Source organism: Bacillus cereus, assembly GCF_002567495.1.
Taxonomy (GTDB): domain Bacteria; phylum Bacillota; class Bacilli; order Bacillales; family Bacillaceae_G; genus Bacillus_A; species Bacillus_A cereus_AQ.
This window is the reverse complement of the sequence record NZ_NVAP01000034.1, coordinates 25,817-46,627: the sequence shown is the minus strand read 5'-3', so window position 1 is coordinate 46,627 and position 20,811 is coordinate 25,817. Positions and strand designations below refer to the sequence as shown.

The window sequence follows — 20,811 nt, the reverse complement described above, 5'->3', positions numbered from 1 at the left end:
CCATACTAACAAAAATGAAAATTAAAATATTAATAGCGGATGATAACTCTTTTATTAGAGAAGGCATGAAAATTATTTTAAATACATATGAAGAGTTTGAAGTGGTAGATACTGTAAATGATGGGGAAGAAGCTGTAGCATATTGTAAAAAGCATGAAGTTGATATTGCTCTTTTAGATGTTCGTATGCCAAATATGAACGGGGTAGAGGCGACGAAGTTCATTTGTGAAGAGACGAAAACAAAACCGCTTATTTTAACGACGTTTGATGATGATGAATATATTTTGGATGCAGTAAAAAACGGAGCGAAAGGTTATTTATTAAAAAATAACGATCCGGAGCGTATTCGTGATGCGATAAAAGGGGTTTATAACGGTCAAACTGTTATGCAAGATGTAGTCCTTGATAAAATTAAGTCTAATTTAATGGAAAGTAAAGAGGAAGCATGTAAAATTGATAAGAGCCTTTTCACAGAAAGGGAGCTTAGTATTATCGCATTAATTGCAAAAGGTTTCTCAAATAAAGAAATTTCGAAACAGCTTTTTATATCTGAAGGAACAATTGCAAATTATATTACATCAGTTTTAGGGAAAACTGGACTTGAACATCGCACACAAATTGCGATTTATTACTTAACAGGGAAAGTAGATTAATGATATGGAATTTTGGTTAACGGTAAGTAAATTAATTGTTTTTTTATATATTGTGTTCAGTTACATACATTCAAATGTTACGAACTTACCATGGGTTATATTTGCTTTGCTTTTATATCTTTCTGTAAACGTGCTGATCTCTATATTTAAAAAAGATACGTACAAAAAAATATTAATCTGTATTTCAATTAGTGTAGTTATGTTATTAACATGGAGGGTTCATCCATTTTTTATTTTGTTTTTACCTTTGAACTTATACGAAATTACATTCCATTACATAGACAAGAATTGGTCACGCTTTGTCATTATGATGCTCCCAATTACGGTTACAGATGAAAGTATTCGAATGACTTATGGATTAATTGTTGCATTTTCTTTTCTCGTTTTAACTATGGCAGATCGATATATATCGCGTGTAGTAAAGCTTGAATCGCAAAATGATAAGATGCGAAAAGATATGCAACGACTTACGAAGAGCTTACATGAAAATAAAGAGTACATAAGACAATCAGAATACACGTTTAAGTTAGAAGAAAGAAATCGGTTATCACAAGAAATTCATGATAAAATTGGTCACTCGATGACGGGTGCACTAATTCAAATGGAAGCAGCAAAGAGATTAATGGGGATAGATAAAGAAAAATCTGCGGAGTTATTACAAAATGCAATTCATATTTCAAAAGATGGAATTGAAAGTATTCGCATTACATTAAAAAATATGAAGCCACCAACTGAGCAAATTGGCATTCACCGTATGAAATTATTCATAGAGGAATTTGCCAGTAAGAATGATGTGAATATTCCTTTCGTATACAAAGGGGACTTAGATATGATTTCTCCCATTCAGTGGAAAATTATCGGTGAGAATGTTACAGAAGCATTAACAAATGCGATGAAATATGCCGATGCGACAGTGATTTCCATAGATATTCATGTGCTTAACAAGATGGTTAAGGTGCAAGTGAAGGATAACGGAAAAGGCGCAGCTCTTGTTAAGAAAGGTCTCGGTATTATGGGGATGGAGGAGCGAACAGCGTCAGTAAACGGAAAAATTATTGTAGATGGAACAAGTGGTTTTTCAGTGACAATGTTGTTTCCGATATAAGAGAATGGGACGAAGATGAACCATCTCATATGAAAAAAGTGAATATTCTCATGTGAAAAGAATGAACTTCTGCACTGAGCAGGTTCATTTTTTTTGTTTATACTAAAAGCAGAGAAACCGAAATAGGGGTGAAATGATGAATACATTAGAAATTAAAAATTTAACGAAAAAATTTGGTGATTTCATCGCGGTAGATAACATGTCTTTATCTATTAAAGAAGGTGAAATATTTGGCTTTTTAGGATCAAATGGTGCTGGTAAAAGTACAACGATAAATATGATTGCTGGATTGTTAAGAAGTAATGAAGGTGAAATTAGCATACTAGGAAAAAATATAAAGAAACATAACCGCTTCGCAAAGATGAACATTGGTATCGTTCCACAAGATATTGCGATTTATGAAGAGTTAACTGCCTATGAAAATGTGAAGTTCTTTGCTGGGTTGTACGGATTAAGAGGGGCTGAGCTAAAAGCGAGAGTAGAAGAAGCACTTCAATTTGTGGGACTTAGTGATAAACAGAAAAGTTATCCGAAAAACTTTTCTGGTGGGATGAAAAGAAGGCTAAATATCGCTTGTGCAATCGCACATAGACCGAAGTTAATTATTATGGATGAACCGACAGTTGGAATTGATCCGCAGTCAAGAAACTATATCCTTCAATCTGTCCGGAAGTTAAATGAAATGGGAAGTACAATTATTTATACGAGCCACTACATGGAAGAAGTAGAAGAGATTTGTACGAAAATCGCAATTGTCGATCACGGTAAAGTAATTGCAGAAGGAACGAAAGAACAGTTAAAAGCGATTATTACAGATACGAAAGATATTTGGATTGAAGTCAAATCAGTAGAAAATTTAGATGTAGAAAAATTAAAAGAGATAAGCGGTGTGAAAGCTGTTCAAATTGAAGAGAACGTAATTAAAGTGAATTCTGATGCAGGATTAAATAATTTAAATAAAATTATTCAGCATTTCATTAATCACGATATTGAAATTCGCTCGTTAGAGGAGCAGGCTCCGAACTTAGAAACAGTATTTCTTACGTTGACTGGAAGAAACTTACGAGATAAATAAAAAGTAAATGAAGAAAAGGTAAAGGGAGGTTCATCGATTGAACATCTTCAATATAGCAGTTATGCATATTAAAAGAGATTTCAGGGACGTAAGAACTTTAGTTTTTATGTTAGCATTTCCAATTGTGCTTATGCTTGTGTTAGGAACAGCGTTAACGAACGCATTTAATAGTGATAGTCATTCGATTAAAGATATACAAGTGTTATATAAAGATGAAGCAGGTAGCACGTTTTCTCAATCATTTGAAGCATTTACGAAAGAAGTGGATAAATCAGGTATTCATTTCAAAAAAGCTTCTGAAGGTATAGATGGGAAAGAAGAAGTGAAGCAAAATAAATATGCTGCATATGTAGAATTAAATAAAGACGGTGCGAAATTTTACGGCAGCGACAGAAGTAGTGTTGAGGGCAGTATTGTAGAAGGAATGCTTACAACATTTGTTGATAAGTATAATGTAGCGGTCGAAGTTGCAAAAGTAGATCCTAGTAAGGTTAGCGCAGTTATTTCAAACGGAAATCATAATGACTATATAAAAGAAACATCTTTACAGGCGGCGAAAAAACCAGGTTCTATGGATTACTATGCTGTTGTAATGACGACGATGATTGCCCTGTACGCTGCGATGGGAGCGAGTTTCCTAATTCGAGGTGAACGAATACGTAAAACAGGAGATCGCCTTATTGCTGCACCTATAAGTAAGGCTGAAATTTTCATTGGGAAAGTGCTCGGTAGTCTTGTAGCAAATGCCCTGTGCATATTACTCGTCATGTTATTTAGTAAATTTGTCTTTCAAGCGAATTGGGGGGACCATCTTGGAATCATATTTCTTATTGTATTAACAGAAGTCTTTCTAGCAATTAGCTTTGGTTTAGGGATTGGATATATTACAAAAACACCTGAAGCATCTAGAGCGATTATTATGGTTGTTGTGCAATTAGCTTCTATTTTTGGAGGTGCATATTTCGTAATAGAAGAAAATTTCGTTACGAATTTATCACCATTAACGTGGGCAAATACAGCTGTTATGAAAATTATTTATGCAAATGATATGGGAGCGGCACTGCCGGTAATCTCTTTAAATCTTGGAATTTCTGCACTCTTTTTATTAATTGCAATTATCGCATTACGTAGACGGGAGGGGCTATAGTATGAAGGATATTTTATGGCTCATACAAAAAACGTTATCTGTGCTTTTGAAAAATAAAAAAAGTTTACTCATTATAATTAGCTTGCCGATAATAGGGACGCTCATTTCCTTCTCGATATACGGAAATGTAGGGCAAGGAACCTTAAATATCGGGATTGTAAATAAAGAAAATCAGCCGATAGCAAATGATACGGTGAAATTTTTAGAAGGATTAAATCATGTAAATGTAAGTAAAATTAAAGAGTCTGAAGTAGAAGATAAACTCACTTCCAAAAAACTTGATGGTGTGATTACATTGGATTCAGGTTTTTCTGCAAGTGTTCGAGAGGGGAAACCTGATCATATTGAGATTTCATCGATTAAAGGTGATCAAGTAACAGTATTTATAAAATCATATTTATATAACTATATTGATAATGTAGCATCAATTAGTAAAGTAGCAGGGGCGGATCAAAGTACGTTTAATAGTATGTACGCTGGTTATCAAAAAAGTTCATTTAAAGTAAAGTCTGAGACACTTGAAGATACTTCGAAAAATAAAGATATGACAAATCAAACGATGGGCTATCTTATTATGTTTATGTTATTTTCAGCGGTAAACTTATCAGGATTTATTTTAAAAGAAAAAGAGAACAGAACGTACTTTAGATTATTATCAACGCCGATTGATGGAAAGAAATTTATATTATCTAATGTCGCAGTGAATATGATGATATTAACAGTACAAATTGTCATTGCGGTATTATTTATGACGAATGTTTTTCACACAAATATTAATATGCCTTTCATAGTAATGATTGGTGTGCTTATGATATTTGCTTTAATCGCAATTGGTTTATCATTAGTCATTGTGTCCTTTTCAAAAAATTCAGCCGCTTCAAATGCAATGCAAAATATAGTGATAGTACCAACATGTTTGCTTGCTGGATGTTATTTTCCATATGATATTATGCCAAAAGCAGTACAAAAAGTAGCTGATTTCCTTCCGCAGCGCTGGTTATTAGACACGATAGCAAAATTACAACAAGGAATTCCATTCTCTGAGTTGTATTTAAACATCTTAATTTTATTCGGTTTCGCGATTGCATTCTTCTTAATTGCGATTTATAAGTTTGGAAGAAATAATGATGCGAGGAATTTTGTTTAAATATAAAAAGGTGTGGCTTAATGCCGCACCTTTTTTGTTTGTAATTTAGAGTATCTTTTGTAATATAGGAATGCTTTTGTAGAGTACTTCGTTATGTGAAGCATGCACAGCATATTTATTTCCGTCTAGAAGAAAAACGCTATGTAGAACAGCGTTACCGTCACCATGTTTTGTAAGTGAATCACCGACTACTTTGCCGTCTGTCCATTTCAGTTTGGAGTGTGAAGGGACAACTTGTAAATATTGAATGGTTTCCTCTCCATCTCCGGCAATGAGTGTAGTTTCAATATTTCTTTTTTGTATCATAAATCTATTTTCATTTAATGTATCGAGGAAAGGGTTTTTCGTTTTCATCTTATTATAAGGAAGAAATGTAATCGAAGATCCAGATCTTATAAATAAATAATTCCCGTAATCTTTACAAGGAATAACATCTTGTAATCCTGGAAAGTAAAGATGTATCGCCTCAACTGTATTCATGTTATGTAAGGTACCTAAATAGTGAATGTATTGTTCCATATAAAAATGGACGATATTTATTTTAGAAGAGGCATGGACAGGAAGACTACCTCCAGTCCAATAACTATAATTTGCCGGAGATCCAGCGTTTGGTGTACAGAGTATAATAAGCTGATTCACATCATTTTTATATTCGTCACTTTGAACGTAAGTACGTCCAAGAAGCCCGCCCATACTATGGCATATTAGATTTAGTTTATCGCAACCTGTAATTTTTTTCGCATAGGCAATCGTTTGTAATAAATATTTTTGTGTAGAAAAAACAATGCGCTGCTGCCAGTCATAAAAACAGATGAACAAGTCTTTATTTCGTCTGTACCCCATACTTTCTAACATCATGATGAATGGCTCATAAACAAACGCAGAAAGTCCAAAGCTCCAATTACCGGTACCGGGAATAATAATATTGCTCATTGAACCGAAAAGGCCTGGGATAAAAACAATAGGGGTTTTTCCTCTTTTCATATTTCTCTCTCCTTTAATCGTTTAGCATCAATAGAAATACATTTCGTATGAAATCATATTTAAATGAAACACTACGGAGTAAAAAGTAATTTGATCGGAAGGAAACCAAAATGATTAAAAAAATATTACGAGTTACTTCTATTATTATTGCGATTTTCGTTTTTATTTTAATTTGGATGCATATCGATGTTACCTTAGGTAGGAAAATGGAAGCTGGGAAAAACATGCCGACAGAGTATGCGCCTCATTATAGTGATTTTCAATTATATGTAGAAGGAAAATCATTATATGAGCAGCTATTTGAAGATATTAAAAAAGCGAAAAACTCCATTTACACTTATTTTTTTATTTTGTCGGATGATAAAAGTAGCTATATTTTTTTAAACTTATTAAAAGAGAAGGCAAAAGAAGGTGTAAACGTTTATTTATCAGTTGATCGCATTAATGATTTATCATTTGAAAGAAAGATGATAAATGAATTGCGGGAAAGTGGTGTACATTTTACATATAGTAGAAAACCTGAATTACCGTTCGGATTTTATTCACTTCACCATCGCAATCATCGCCGTATTACGACGATTGATGGGGAGATTGGCTATACGGGTGGTTTTAATATTGGGGATGAGTATTTAGGGAAAGATAAGCGATTTGGATATTGGCGTGACTATCATGTACGAATAAGGGGAGAAGGAGCAAAAGATTTAGAAGAACAGTTCGCTTTAGATTGGAAACGAGATACGAAAGAGGATATAAAGAGGAGTACGAATAAGATCAGTAAAGGGAACACGTTACATACAATGGTTAGCTACAATGGACATCACGTCGTTGAAAAATATATAGAGTTAATAAAACAAGCGAAGCATTCAATCGTCATTACAACACCTTATTTTATAGCAAAAAATAAAGAATTAATGAATGCTCTAATTGAAGCACAAAAACGTGGTGTTACAGTAAAAATACTATGGTCATATAAACCCGATATTCCCCTTATTAAAGAGGCAGCGTATCCTTATATTCGTCAAGCTGTTAATAATGGGATTACGGTATACGGTTATAAAAAAGGGATGTTTCATGGGAAGTTAATGCTGATTGATAATGAATTAACTGTTATCGGTACAACGAACATAACTGCGCGAAGTTTCTATATAAATGATGAGATGAATTTGTATATTCATGGTGGAACTATCGTATCAGACGTAAATAAGGCGTTAACAAAGGATTTTCGTGATTCAAAAGAAATGACGAAAGAGTTTTTTGAGAAGTTATCTTTTTGGGAGCGTTGTAAGGAAAAGTTGGGGGGATTGGCTGATTTTTATTTGTGATGATGAATTAGGAAAGGGTGCCTACAAAAGGCACCCTTTTTTGTGGAAAATCATTATTTTTCATGCACAAGCATCGTAACATCATCATTTATTAACGTCCCCACATGTTCGCCTAAACATATTTTCTTCATGACCCCAGGCTCATCAAAGTTAAAGACATGTGCTGGTAAATTGTAGTCCCTGGCAAGCAGTAATGCCGCTTGATCCATCACTTGTATATTTTGTCTAACAACATCATTATAGTTTAGTTTGCTGTACATTTTTGCTGACTTGTTATGCTTTGGATCACTTGTAAAGACACCATCGACACCCTGCTTTGCGACTAATATGGCATCACTATTCATTTCAATGGCTCTTTGTACGCTTGGATAATCTGTAGTAACGAACGGTTGCCCGTTTCCGCCTCCAAAGATAACGATATAACCGTTATCTAAATGGTGGACTGCACGCAAGCGAATGTATGGTTCAGCTACTGCATTAAATGGAATAGACGTCATAACTCGCACTTCTCTATTTGTTTTACTTGTTAAAACACCGCGAAGCATTAAGCTGTTAATGATTGTACCTAACGTACCGATATTATCAGCTTCTACGCGATCAATGCCCCATTCTTCAGCTAGGTGGCCCCTAAAAATGTTACCGCCACCGATGACGATGGATACTTCGATACCTAAATCAACAATGGATAAAATTTCGTTTGCGATATGTTCTAATCGTTTGGAGTTAAAGCTATTTCCAGTTTGATCGGCAAGTGCACCGCCGCTTAATTTAATTAAGACACGTTTATATGGCCTCATAACAATTCCCCCTATATAGATCGCAATAAAAAAGGAACAAAGGCGAATGCCTTTGTTCCTTTTTAAGAAAATGAAAAAGAAAAGAAGAAGATAGGACGAATTGCTTTGTATAGTTTTTCATAACATCCACTCCTTTTCATTTCGATTTGTTGTAAGTATATATCTTTTTGATTATACGAAACAATCTGATTACATATCAAGTATATTTTATCAGTTTTTCACAAAATGGTGTCAATGAAAAAGAAAAGAAAAATTTTCGAATTTTTTGTGACGAACTTGTAGGTTTTTGTATGATTTTGTAGGTTCACTTATAAGATGTGTGAGTAGCTTTTATAAATACAAATTGAAAGCGTTCGCATGAAGGGGATGAACATAAATGAAAAAATTTGGATTGGCAACACAAATCTTTGTCGCGCTTGTTTTAGGGATTGTAGTAGGGGCAGTCTTTTATGGCAATAAAGCAGCGATTTCTTATATCACACCAATCGGGGATATATTTATTCACTTAATTAAGATGATTGTAGTACCAATTGTTATCTCAGCATTAATTGTTGCGGTAGCTGGTGTAGGAGATATGAAGAAGCTTGGGAAACTGGGCGGTAAAACAATTCTTTATTTCGAAATTATTACGACGATTGCTATTTTAATGGGATTACTTGCAGCGAATATATTCCAACCAGGTACTGGCGTTGATATGAATAACTTACAGCAAAGTGATATTTCTTCTTATAAACAAACAGCAGATGCAACAGAGAAGAAAGGTTTTGCTGAAACGATTGTTCACATTGTACCGAAAAACGTATTTGAATCGATTGCACAAGGTGACTTATTACCAATTATATTCTTTTCTGTGTTATTCGGTTTAGGAGTTGCAGCAATTGGAGACAAGGGGAAGCCTGTTTTTAACTTCTTTGAAGGTGTACTTGAGGCGATGTTTTGGGTTACGAATCAAGTTATGAAGTTCGCACCATTTGGTGTATTTGCATTAATTGCCGTTACAGTTGCGAAATTTGGTGTAGCAACATTACTTCCGCTAGGAAAACTAGTGCTAGCTGTATATGTAACTGTTATACTATTCGTTGTGATTGTATTAGGTATTAATGCGCGAATGGTTGGAGTAAACATTTTTACATTAATGAAAATTTTAAAAGAAGAACTTATTCTTTCATTTACGACAGCAAGTTCAGAAGCTGTTTTACCTAATATAATGAGAAAAATGGAAGAGTTCGGTTGTCCAAAGGCAGTTGCCTCTTTCGTAATTCCGACAGGTTATACATTTAACTTGACTGGATCGGCTATTTATCAAGCGTTAGCGGCATTGTTTGTTGCGCAAATGTATGGCGTACACATGTCACTGACGGAGCAAATAACGTTATTATTCGTTCTCATGTTAACATCCAAAGGTATGGCGGGAGTTCCAGGTGCCTCGTTCGTTGTTGTATTAGCGACGTTAGGTTCAATGGGCTTACCACTAGAAGGTATCGCGTTAATTGCGGGGATTGACCGCATTTTAGATATGATTCGCTCAGCTGTCAATGTATTAGGAAATGCATTAGCGGCCATTGTTATGTCGAAGTGGGAAGGCGAATTCGATAATGAGAAAGCAAAACAATATGTAGAAACAGTCAAACAAACAGAAGCAGCATAAGAAATCGTTTAGGAGTGAATAATCATGGCAACATTAACTGAAGTTAAAAATGGTGTGCGAATTGAAAAAGATTTTTTAGGTGAAAAAGAAGTACCAAATTATGCGTACTACGGCGTACAAACAATGCGTGCAGTAGAAAACTTCCCAATTACAGGGTACAAAATTCATGAAGGTTTAATTAAAGCGTTCGCAATTGTAAAAAAAGCAGCAGCGCTTGCAAATACAGATGTAGGAAGATTGGAATTAAATAAGGGCGGCGTGATCGCAGAAGCTGCTCAAGAAATTCTAGATGGAAAGTGGCACGATCATTTCATCGTCGATCCAATCCAGGGCGGAGCAGGTACTTCAATGAACATGAATGCAAATGAAGTCATTGCCAATCGTGCTCTTGAATTATTAGGAATGGAAAAGGGAGACTACCATTATATTAGTCCAAATAGCCACGTCAATATGGCGCAATCAACAAACGATGCATTTCCAACTGCGATTCATATCGCAACATTAAATGCATTAGAGGGTTTATTACAAACGATGGGCTATATGCATGATGTATTTGAATTAAAAGCAGAGCAGTTCGACCATGTTATTAAAATGGGTCGTACACATTTACAAGATGCTGTGCCGATTCGTCTTGGGCAAGAGTTTAAAGCGTATTCCCGTGTACTTGAACGTGATATGAAACGTATTAAGCAATCACGTCAACATCTATATGAAGTAAATATGGGAGCAACTGCAGTAGGGACAGGCTTAAATGCAGATCCAGAGTACATTGAAGCAGTTGTAAAACATTTAGCTACAATTAGTGAATTACCGCTTGTTGGTGCAGAAGATTTAGTAGATGCGACGCAAAATACGGATGCTTATACTGAAGTATCTGCAGCACTAAAAGTATGTATGATGAACATGTCTAAAATTGCGAATGACCTTCGTTTAATGGCATCAGGTCCACGTGTTGGTTTAGCAGAAATTATGTTACCAGCTCGTCAACCAGGTTCATCTATTATGCCAGGGAAAGTAAATCCTGTTATGCCAGAAGTTATTAACCAAATTGCGTTCCAAGTAATTGGTAACGACCATACAATTTGCCTTGCTTCAGAAGCAGGACAATTAGAATTAAACGTTATGGAACCAGTACTTGTTTTCAACTTACTTCAATCTATTAGCATTATGAACAACGGTTTCCGTGCCTTTACAGATAACTGCTTAAAAGGAATTGAAGCGAATGAAGATCGCTTAAAAGAGTATGTTGAGAAGAGTGTAGGAATTATTACAGCCGTGAACCCTCATATCGGTTATGAAGCAGCAGCTCGCGTTGCGAAAGAAGCAATTGCAACAGGTCAATCCGTTCGAGAACTTTGTGTGAAAAATGGTGTATTATCACAAGAAGATTTAGAGTTAATTCTAGATCCATTCGAAATGACACATCCAGGGATTGCAGGAGCAACTCTTTTAAAGAAAAATTAAAAGAAGAGGGGGGACAAGCCCCTCTTTTTTGTTTACAATATAGAAATGCTATATATGAATAGAGGTAGGGATGTTATGAGCAAGTTTACAGTGGCTTCTAATGGTGCATTAGAAACAACATTAAGAGGAGCAGAAGTATTATCAACACCACTTTTAAATAAAGGGGTAGCTTTCACACAAAATGAAAGAGAAGAGTTAGGGTTAAAAGGGTTATTACCGCCAGCGGTTTTAACGTTAGAAGAACAAGCACGCCGAGCATACGAACAATTTAGTTCGCAGCCGGATGATTTATTAAAGAATGTATACTTAACTGCGTTACATGATCGAAATGAAGTATTATTTTATCGTATACTAACAGATCATTTACGTGAAATGTTACCGATTGTATATACACCAACTGTTGGTGTAGCAATTCAAAGGTATAGTCATGAATACCGTAAACCACGTGGTGTTTATTTATCAATTAACGATCCATCAGGTATTGAAGATGCATTTGCAAATATTGGTGCAACAGCTGAGAATATTGATTTAGTCGTTGTAACAGATGGAGAAGGTATATTAGGAATTGGTGACTGGGGTGTTGGTGGTATTAACATCGCAATCGGAAAATTAGCTGTTTACACTGCCGCAGTTGGAATCGATCCTAGTCGCGTATTACCGGTAATTTTAGATGTAGGTACAAACCGTGAGGAACTATTAAACAACCCATTTTATATTGGAAATCGTCACCCTCGTATAACAGGTGAAGCTTACGATGAATTTATTGATACATTTGTTCAAGCGGTAAACAAACAATTCCCGAAAGCACTTTTACATTGGGAAGACTTTAGCTCTCGTAACGCACGAAAAATTTTAGATAAATATCGTCATGATGTATGTACGTTTAATGATGATATTCAAGGTACAGGTGCAGTTTCACTTGCGGCAGTATTATCGGCAGTGAAAGCTTCTGGTGTACCGTTAAGTGAACACCGCGTGGTTGTGTTTGGTGCTGGTACAGCTGGAATCGGTATCGCAGATCAAGTAAGAGATGCAATGGTCCGCGTCGGCTTATCAGAAGAAGAATCACATAAGCGTTTCTGGTGTATTGACCGTAATGGGTTAGTTACAGATAATATGGAAGATCTTCTTGATTTCCAAATTCCATATGCAAGAAAAGAAGCGGAAGTAAGTGATTGGAAACAAAATGATGTGATCGGACTTGCTGAGGTTGTGAAACATGTAAAACCGACAATTTTAATTGGCACATCTACTGTTGCGGGCGCATTTAAAGAGGAAATTATTAAAGAAATGGCTTCTCACGTAGAAAGACCAATTATTTTACCAATGTCGAATCCAACGCCACTTGCTGAAGCGAAACCAGTTGATTTAATCAAGTGGACAGAAGGAAGAGCGTTAGTTGCAACAGGAAGTCCATTTGAACCAGTTACATATAACGGTGTAACGTATGTTATTGGGCAATCAAATAATGCACTTATTTTCCCAGGGCTTGGTCTTGGAACAATTGTAGTACGTGCAAGCGTCATGACGGATGGAATGTTCGCAGCAGCTGCTGAAGCAGTTGCAAGTATGGTAGATACAAGTCAGCCAGGGGCACCTATTTTACCAGAGGTCGAAGAATTACGTAATATCTCAGAAATGGTTGCAATTGAAGTAGCGAAAGTTGCAGTTGCAGAAGGTGTTGCAAGAGTGAACTTAAGTGATAACGATATCAAGATGGCAGTGAAAGAAGCAATGTGGAAGCCAGAGTATCGCCAAATAAAAGCGGTAGAAAAGGTTAGAATATAGAAACGAAGCCCGTTTATAACAATAAGCGGGCTTTCGCTTTTACTACTGAAAAAAGTATAGGAAGTGGCACCTTTGAATTGGAATCAATTATGGAAGAAAGATATGTCCCTTTTAATTATATTAATGGTCGTTGTTCCGATTGCTGGAGAGCTGAACTTTCATCCCTTTAATGATACGTTTCGAGTTAGCTTTGGTACACCGCTATTCTTCTTTTTATTATTATTTTTAAGAAGAGTACCAGCAGGAGTTGCAGGTATTCTTGTTGGTATATCTGTAGTCTTATTCCGAGTATGTCTTGACTGGATCATGCAAGGTTCATTTTATATGACAGAATCATTTTATTTGCGTTATCCTGTGTTCTTCTATTATTTTATTTATGGCAGTCTTTTTTCGCTTTGCAGGGTAAATAAGTTCCATCAGAAACCAATCATTATTGGATGCCTTGGAATTTCAATTGAAATTGTTGCAAGTATGTCAGAACTTGCGTTTTACCACATGTTAGTACTCGGTACAACAATAACGATTTCTGAAGTAAATAAACTTATTATTATTGCTATTTTTCGTAGTTTCTTTGCACTTGGTTTTTTAAATATGATGAATTTATATGAAACGAAATTAAAAGAATCGCAAGTTCGAAAAGAAAATGAAAATATGTTAATGCATCTTTCTAATTTATATGTGGAATCTGTTCATTTGAAAAAGACGTTACAAAATGCGGAGTTAATTACACAAGAAGCATATCAACTATATCGAAATTTACAAGTAAGCGCTGATTCAAGTAGTAAAACAGCATTGAAAATAGCAGGGGAAGTGCATGAAATAAAAAAGGATAATCAAAGGATATTTGCAGGATTATCTAAACTGTTGTTAGATAAAAATGTGGCTGAATATGTAGAAGGACATGAGTTAGCAGAGATGATTGTTAGAATAAATGAGAAGTATGCTGAAATGCTAGAAAAGGATATACGTTTTTCTAAACATATAGAAGGTGAGCATGCTGCATACCACGTGTATACAGTTCTATCAATTTTTAATAACTTAGTTTCGAATGCAGTTGAAGCAATTGAAGATAAAGGTGTCGTTATTATTAAGCTATATAAAAGAGATCAACATATATTTTTTGAAGTAATTGACGATGGGCCTGGTATTACACAAAAGTATAAGAAATTAGTATTTAAGCCAGGGTTTACTTCCAAGTATGATCAAACGGGAACACCGTCAACTGGTATAGGGCTTTCTTACATAAATGAAATGGTAACAGAGCTAGGCGGAGAAGTGAGATTAGAAGACCGAGAAAATAAAAGAGGATGTAAGTTTATCGTTTGTTTACCGGAGGATAGTTTAAAGCAGGAAGGGGAATAGATTTGTTTTATTATATCGTAGACGATGATGAAGTTTTCCGTTCAATGCTTTCACAAATTATTGAAGATGGAGATCTTGGAGAAGTAATTGGTGAGGCGGATGACGGAGCTTTTATTGAAGCGGATCAACTAAATTTTAAAAAAGTAGATATTTTATTTATTGATTTGTTGATGCCGATGAGGGACGGAATTGAAACAGTTCGTCACATTGCGTCAACTTTCACGGGGAAAATTATTATGATTTCTCAAGTGGAATCGAAGCAGCTTATAGGTGAGGCATATACACTTGGTGTAGAATATTATATTACAAAACCATTAAACAAAATCGAAGTTGTATCTGTTGTACGAAAAGTGATGGAGCGTATTAGATTGGAGCGTTCTATACATGATATTCAAAAATCATTGAATAACGTGTTTCAGTGGGAAAAACCGCAATTGCGTAGTGAACCAGTACAAGAAGGAAAAAAGATAGGGGATTTAGGGCGCTTCTTACTATCAGAACTCGGTATTGCGGGAGAGAATGGCAGTAAAGATTTACTTAGTATGCTGGAATATTTATATGGTCAAGAAAAGGCACAGACATTTGAGTTTGGTTTTCCTGCGTTAAAAGAAATTTTCCATCATATTACGATAAGGAAATTAGGGGATATAGCTTTAGATGCGGATATTGATAAAGAGAAAAAAGCGTCTGAACAAAGAGTACGTCGAGCTATTTATCAGTCGTTAAATCATTTGGCTTCTTTAGGATTAACAGACTTTTCAAATCCGAAATTTGAAAGCTATGCTCCAAAATTTTTCGATTTCACTGTAGTTAGAAAACGGATGACAGAAATGACGAAAGATGAACTCGCATCTTCTGGTCATACGCGAATTAATACGAAGAAGTTTATTCAAGTGTTGTATTTTGAGGCGAAGAGGTTGATGGAGGTAGAGTAAAGAGGATGCTTATAAATAAGCATCTTTTTTTGTTAAATCAACATTTTATATTTTCTCGTGGAGCATGTAAAATGTTAAGTAAGAGAAAATGGTTTTATATTAAGGAAGTGTCAAAGTAATGAGTTTCACATTGAATAAATCGATTATTAAAGAAGTGTGCGGAGAGACCTCATATAAAAGAGGTGAAGCCTATTATAAATCAAATAAAATAATAATAAATCATTATGATGAAAATAAAGAAATTTGCGAGGCGACAGTAAAAGGGAACGAGGATTTCCATGTTACAGTAGAAAAAGCTAAAAAGGGTGATGTTGTTGCAAAATGTAGTTGTCCTTCATTAGCGTCTTTTCAAACGTACTGTCAACATGTTGCAGCAGTATTAATACAAATAAACTATAATCAACAAACAGGTGGAATGAGCTCCACAAGTAACAGAAATGATCAATTGACAAGTGGTATGTTTCAGCTGTTTGCAGACAAACCACTGAGGCCAAAAAGTAAACAACACCGTTTTGATACACGTGAAATATTAGATATTGAGTTTATATGTACACCAGTAGCTACGAGAAGTGGTGGGGCTCTTCTTGGAATTCAATTGAAACTTGCCAAAGTGTATTTCATAAATCATATTAGAGAATTTCTTTCTAAGGTGGAGAAAAGAGAGTCTTTTCGTTTTTCAAATGAATTTACATATACACCGGATGTACATAGTTTTAAACAAGAAACGGATGCGATTATTCAGCAGCTCATTAAAATGTATCATAACGAAAAAATGTATGAAGATACGCTAGAAGTACATGCGAAACAAGATGAAAGTATGATATTCATACCACCAGCTTCATGGAAAGATATGCTCTCTTCACTTTCTAAAGTAGAATATGTGCAGCTGAAACAAAATGAACAACTGTTTCAGGGGTTACTAGTTTCAAAAGGTTTGTTGCCGTTACACTTTGAATTTACGAAAGGGAATAATGGCGGATTTACACTTCATATAGATGGTTTAAATCGTGTACAAGTTATGGATATGTATAACAATGCACTTTACGATGGGAAATTATATCACTTACACATTGAAGATTGTATGCGACTTATTGAATTACAAAAGATGATGGGTCGCTCAAATAGTAATCAGTTTTATATTCCAGAAAGTAAGATGGAACATTTCGTAGCGAAAGTTGTACCAGGATTAATGAAGCTCGGAAATGTACACATTGATGAAGTAATATCGGATCGTGTTGAAACACCTTCGCTAAAAGCGAAATTGTATTTAGACCGCGTGAAAAATCGCTTATTAGCAGGTCTTGAATTCCACTATGGGAACGTCATGATTAATCCGCTAGAAGAGGATGGACAGCCGTCTGTTTTTAATCGTGATGAGAAAAAAGAAAAAGAGATTTTAGACATTATGAGTGAAAGTGCCTTTGCGAAAACAGAAGGCGGTTACTTTATGCATAATGAAGAAGCTGAGTATAACTTTTTATATCACGTCGTGCCAACATTAAAAGGTTTAGTTGATATTTATGCGACGACAGCAATCAAATTGCGAATTAGTAAAGGAGATGCAGTTCCTCTTATTAGAGTGAGAAGAAAAGAAAGAATTGATTGGTTGTCATTTCGTTTTGATATAAAAGGAATACCAGAAGCAGAAATTAAAGGTGTATTAGCGGCTCTTGAAGAGAAACGTAAATATTATCGATTGGCGAACGGTTCGTTTTTATCGCTAGAGAGTAAAGAGTTTAATGAAATTAATCAGTTTATAAAAGAATCAGGTATTCGGAAAGAATTTTTACATGGAGAAGAGGTAAATGTTCCGCTTATTCGGAGTGTGAAATGGATGAACGGACTTCACGAAGGCAATGTTTTAAGTTTGGATGATTCTGTTCAAGAGTTAGTAGAAAACATTCAAAATCCGAAAAAATTAAAGTTTGCTGTGCCAAATACTTTAAATGCAGAAATGAGAAAGTATCAAGTATATGGGTTTGAATGGATGAAGACACTCGCTCATTACCGTTTTGGCGGTATTTTAGCAGATGATATGGGGCTTGGAAAAACGTTGCAAAGCATTGCTTTTATAGATTCTGTTTTGCCTGAGATTCGAGAAAAGAAACTGCCTATATTAGTCGTTTCACCCTCATCTCTTGTTTATAATTGGTTTAGTGAATTGAAAAAATTCGCCCCGCATATTAGAGCGGTTATTGCAGATGGAAACCAAGCAGAGCGCCAGAAGATTTTGAAAGATATAGCGGGATTTGATGTCGTAATTACGTCATATCCATTACTGAGAAGAGATATAAGATTGTATGCAAGACCATTTCATACACTATTCCTTGATGAAGCACAGGCGTTTAAAAACCCTACAACGCAAACGGCAAGAGCTGTGAAAACAATTCAAGCTGAATACCGTTTTGGACTAACAGGGACACCTGTAGAAAATTCATTAGAAGAGCTATGGTCTATCTTCCATGTCGTCTTCCCAGAATTATTACCAGGAAGAAAAGAGTTCGGTGACTTAAGGCGTGAAGATATAGCGAAGCGAGTGAAACCATTCGTATTAAGACGATTAAAAGGGGACGTATTAAATGAGTTGCCAGAGAAAATAGAGCACTTACAATCATCGGAGTTATTACCCGATCAAAAGAGTCTCTATGCTGCTTATTTAGCGAAGTTAAGGGAAGAAACGTTAAAGCATTTAGACAAAGATACGTTACGTAAAAATAAAATTAGAGTTTTAGCTGGTTTAACGAGATTGCGACAAATTTGTTGTCATCCCGCTTTATTTGTAGATGATTACAAAGGAAGTTCAGCTAAATTTGAACAACTATTAGAGATTTTAGAGGAATGTAGAAGTACAGGAAAGAGAATTTTAATCTTTTCTCAATTTACGAAGATGCTTTCCATTATTGGTCGTGAGTTAAATCGACAAGCAATTCCATACTTCTATTTAGACGGGAGTACACCAGCGCAGGAACGTGTAGAGCTGTGCGATCGGTTTAACGAAGGAGAAGGAGATCTATTTCTCATTTCTTTAAAAGCTGGCGGTACCGGTCTTAATTTAACTGGTGCAGATACAGTAATATTATACGATTTATGGTGGAATCCAGCTGTTGAACAACAAGCGGCCGATAGAGCGTATCGAATGGGGCAAAAAAATACAGTGCAAGTTATAAAGCTAGTAGCTCAGGGAACAATTGAGGAGAAAATGCATGAACTGCAAGAAAGTAAGAAAAATTTAATCGCTGAAGTGATTGAGCCGGGAGAAGAGAAATTGTCCTCAATCACAGAGGAAGAAATTCGAGATATTTTAATGATTTAATATAAAAAAGCTATGCCTTCAAATTTATGAGGGCATAGCTTTTTTGTTGTAATAATTATATTTTGTTTTGTACAAAGTAAAGAAATCAAATGTTATTTAAATTACTTCTTTGTACCTTTACTTTTGTATGGTTTGGCAGCTGCCTTTTTCTTTGCACTTGATTGCCAACGGTTCCATCCTTTACTTCCTGTACCTTGTCCTACACCTTTTTTCGGTTTTGCTTTCGTTTTACTCATATGATCACTCCGTTATATAAAAATCTTATTTGATAATAGTCAATGATTTAGAAAATACTCTTTATAAATGACTATGATTGCTTTAAGTAAAAATAAACTGCTTGAATGCTATAGTATATCATGAAATTGCAAGTAAACTGAAAGGAATTATAAAGAAAATGAAAATAATAAGAAATACTGCGGATTCTATATTCCGAACGATCACATTAATTGTTGTGTATACGTTAGTTTCGGTCAGTGAAACATTTTTTGGATTGACGAGGCAGAAAAAGTAAAGATGTTAAATTAACAACAATCAATAAAGCCGTAAAATAAAGAATTGAAAAACATTTTAAAACTTTTTGTTGACTTTCTTTATTTTTTGTATAGAATAATCATTAATAAAATGTTTCAGAGATGTGACAACAAAACGACTATGAAAGGACGAGTAGTAGTAGGACGTAGTTTAAGCGAGTCAGGGGTGGTGTGAGCCTGATACGAAGCCTATTATGAAGAACCTCCTGGAGTTGCTAACCGAAATCCTTTATAGGAAAGTAGACTTAGCCGGGAACTTCGCCGTTACAAGAAGAACAGTATCGAGATATTTCATCTCCGTACTGAATAAGTGAGCAACCTCTGTTGCTAATTTGGGTGGTACCGCGGAACTAAAGCCTTTCGTCCCAGTTTTTTGGGAAAGAAGGGCTTTTTTTGTTGGCTTCTTTTCACAACATCCAAACATTTTAGGAGGAAACCACCATGTATCAATCATTAATGACAGTAAGAGAGACTCAAATCGCAATTAAGGAAGTTAAAACATTTTTCGAGGACCAATTAGCAAAACGCCTTGAATTATTCCGCGTATCTGCACCATTATTCGTAACTAAAAAATCAGGATTAAACGATCACCTAAACGGTGTAGAACGTCCAATTGAATTTGATATGTTACATTCAGGAGAAGAATTAGAAATAGTCCATTCACTAGCGAAGTGGAAACGATTTGCATTACATGAATACGGATATGAAGCTGGTGAAGGTTTATATACAAACATGAACGCGATTCGTCGTGATGAAGAACTTGATGCAACGCATTCCATTTACGTTGACCAATGGGATTGGGAAAAAATCGTTCAAAAAGAATGGCGTACTGTCGATTACTTACAAAAAACAGTACAAACAATTTATGGAATATTCAAAGAATTAGAAGACCACTTATTTGAAAAGTATCCGTTCCTTGGAAAGTATTTGCCAGAAGAGATTGTTTTCATTACTTCCCAAGAACTAGAAGATAAATATCCAGAATTAACACCGAAAGATCGTGAACATGCAATTGCGAAAGAACACGGTGCAGTCTTTATTATCGGAATTGGTGATGCACTTCGTTCAGGTGAAAAGCACGACGGACGCGCAGCTGATTATGACGATTGGAAATTAAACGGTGACATTTTATTCTGGCACCCAGTACTACAATCTTCATTCGAATTATCATCAATGGGAATTCGTGTTGATAGTAAATCACTTGATGAGCAGTTAACGAAAACTGATGAAGACTTCAAACGTGAGTATGATTTCCATAAAGGTATACTAGAAGACGTACTACCATTAACAATCGGCGGTGGTATTGGACAATCAAGAATGTGCATGTACTTCTTACGTAAAGCACATATCGGTGAAGTTCAATCTTCTGTATGGCCTGATGATTTACGTGCAGCTTGTAAGAAAGAAAACATTCATCTGTTTTAAATAGAAGTGAGAGAATAGCTCAAATATAGAGCTATTCTCTCTTTTTTTATTGTGTAAACGAATAGTTTACAGTGAGTTTTACTAATGGTTTCTTTCGTTTATATCTCCTTTTATGT

The 20,811-nt window shown here is 35.3% G+C and carries 16 protein-coding genes and 1 other annotated feature; of the genes, 13 read left to right on the top strand and 3 right to left on the bottom strand.

Annotated elements, in window-relative coordinates; all coding sequences use genetic code 11:
* Nucleotides 1-14 precede the first annotated feature (14 nt).
* The 5 genes from COK05_RS15185 to COK05_RS15165 all read left to right on the top strand — a co-directional run bounded on the left by COK05_RS15185 (nucleotide 15) and on the right by COK05_RS15165 (nucleotide 5,127).
* Nucleotides 15-653, top strand: coding sequence for a response regulator transcription factor (locus COK05_RS15185; RefSeq protein ID WP_098613230.1), 639 nt, complete (start codon nucleotides 15-17; stop codon nucleotides 651-653).
* A gap of 4 nt (nucleotides 654-657) precedes the next feature.
* On the top strand, nucleotides 658-1,758 hold the full coding sequence (locus tag COK05_RS15180; RefSeq protein ID WP_098613229.1) for a sensor histidine kinase: 1,101 nt from the start codon (nucleotides 658-660) through the stop codon (nucleotides 1,756-1,758).
* A 136-nt stretch (nucleotides 1,759-1,894) separates the two neighbouring features.
* Nucleotides 1,895-2,833 carry an ABC transporter ATP-binding protein gene (locus COK05_RS15175; RefSeq protein WP_098613228.1) on the top strand — a complete coding sequence of 313 codons (939 nt, stop codon included), beginning with the start codon at nucleotides 1,895-1,897 and terminating at the stop codon, nucleotides 2,831-2,833.
* A 37-nt stretch (nucleotides 2,834-2,870) separates the two neighbouring features.
* Nucleotides 2,871-3,980 (top strand): ABC transporter permease, encoded by a 1,110-nt coding sequence (locus COK05_RS15170; protein ID WP_098613227.1) that lies wholly within the window; start codon nucleotides 2,871-2,873, stop codon nucleotides 3,978-3,980.
* A gap of 1 nt (nucleotide 3,981) precedes the next feature.
* Nucleotides 3,982-5,127, top strand: coding sequence for an ABC transporter permease (locus COK05_RS15165; protein WP_098613226.1), 1,146 nt, complete (start codon nucleotides 3,982-3,984; stop codon nucleotides 5,125-5,127).
* 45 nt (nucleotides 5,128-5,172) lie between these two features.
* Here COK05_RS15165 and COK05_RS15160 read toward each other — a convergent pair whose 3' ends face one another.
* Entirely contained in the window at nucleotides 5,173-6,111 is a 939-nt protein-coding gene (locus COK05_RS15160) for an esterase/lipase family protein (RefSeq protein WP_098613225.1), read from the bottom strand.
* Between the two features lie 110 nt (nucleotides 6,112-6,221).
* Between COK05_RS15160 and cls the strand changes: the two genes are divergently transcribed.
* Nucleotides 6,222-7,433 carry a cardiolipin synthase gene (gene cls, locus COK05_RS15155; RefSeq protein ID WP_098613224.1) on the top strand — a complete coding sequence of 404 codons (1,212 nt, stop codon included), beginning with the start codon at nucleotides 6,222-6,224 and terminating at the stop codon, nucleotides 7,431-7,433.
* 53 nt (nucleotides 7,434-7,486) lie between these two features.
* Here the strand turns inward: cls and pyrH are convergent, their stop codons facing one another.
* Nucleotides 7,487-8,230, bottom strand: a complete 744-nt coding sequence (gene pyrH, locus COK05_RS15150; RefSeq protein ID WP_001248059.1) for a UMP kinase — start codon at nucleotides 8,228-8,230, stop codon at nucleotides 7,487-7,489.
* 376 nt (nucleotides 8,231-8,606) lie between these two features.
* On the opposite strand from pyrH, the gene COK05_RS15145 reads away from it, so the two are divergent.
* The 6 genes from COK05_RS15145 to COK05_RS15120 all read left to right on the top strand — a co-directional run bounded on the left by COK05_RS15145 (nucleotide 8,607) and on the right by COK05_RS15120 (nucleotide 18,740).
* Nucleotides 8,607-9,878: a cation:dicarboxylate symporter family transporter gene (locus COK05_RS15145; protein ID WP_098613223.1), complete on the top strand. Its 1,272-nt coding sequence runs from the start codon at nucleotides 8,607-8,609 to the stop codon at nucleotides 9,876-9,878.
* Nucleotides 9,879-9,902: 24 nt separating this feature from the next.
* Nucleotides 9,903-11,342 (top strand): aspartate ammonia-lyase, encoded by a 1,440-nt coding sequence (gene aspA, locus COK05_RS15140; protein WP_098613222.1) that lies wholly within the window; start codon nucleotides 9,903-9,905, stop codon nucleotides 11,340-11,342.
* Between the two features lie 75 nt (nucleotides 11,343-11,417).
* Complete coding sequence (gene malS / locus COK05_RS15135) at nucleotides 11,418-13,130, top strand: oxaloacetate-decarboxylating malate dehydrogenase (RefSeq protein WP_141539110.1); 1,713 nt, start codon at nucleotides 11,418-11,420, stop codon at nucleotides 13,128-13,130.
* 63 nt (nucleotides 13,131-13,193) lie between these two features.
* Nucleotides 13,194-14,492, top strand: a complete 1,299-nt coding sequence (locus COK05_RS15130) for a sensor histidine kinase (protein WP_098613221.1) — start codon at nucleotides 13,194-13,196, stop codon at nucleotides 14,490-14,492.
* A 2-nt stretch (nucleotides 14,493-14,494) separates the two neighbouring features.
* Complete coding sequence (locus COK05_RS15125; RefSeq protein WP_098613220.1) at nucleotides 14,495-15,427, top strand: response regulator; 933 nt, start codon at nucleotides 14,495-14,497, stop codon at nucleotides 15,425-15,427.
* A 118-nt stretch (nucleotides 15,428-15,545) separates the two neighbouring features.
* Nucleotides 15,546-18,740, top strand: a complete 3,195-nt coding sequence (locus COK05_RS15120) for a DEAD/DEAH box helicase (protein ID WP_098613219.1) — start codon at nucleotides 15,546-15,548, stop codon at nucleotides 18,738-18,740.
* Between the two features lie 101 nt (nucleotides 18,741-18,841).
* Here COK05_RS15120 and COK05_RS15115 read toward each other — a convergent pair whose 3' ends face one another.
* Nucleotides 18,842-18,976 carry a DUF3934 domain-containing protein gene (locus tag COK05_RS15115; RefSeq protein ID WP_000047588.1) on the bottom strand — a complete coding sequence of 45 codons (135 nt, stop codon included), beginning with the start codon at nucleotides 18,974-18,976 and terminating at the stop codon, nucleotides 18,842-18,844.
* A 406-nt stretch (nucleotides 18,977-19,382) separates the two neighbouring features.
* Nucleotides 19,383-19,641: a binding site (T-box leader), on the top strand.
* A 70-nt stretch (nucleotides 19,642-19,711) separates the two neighbouring features.
* On the opposite strand from COK05_RS15115, the gene asnA reads away from it, so the two are divergent.
* Nucleotides 19,712-20,695: an aspartate--ammonia ligase gene (gene asnA, locus COK05_RS15105; RefSeq protein WP_098613217.1), complete on the top strand. Its 984-nt coding sequence runs from the start codon at nucleotides 19,712-19,714 to the stop codon at nucleotides 20,693-20,695.
* Nucleotides 20,696-20,811 lie beyond the last annotated feature (116 nt).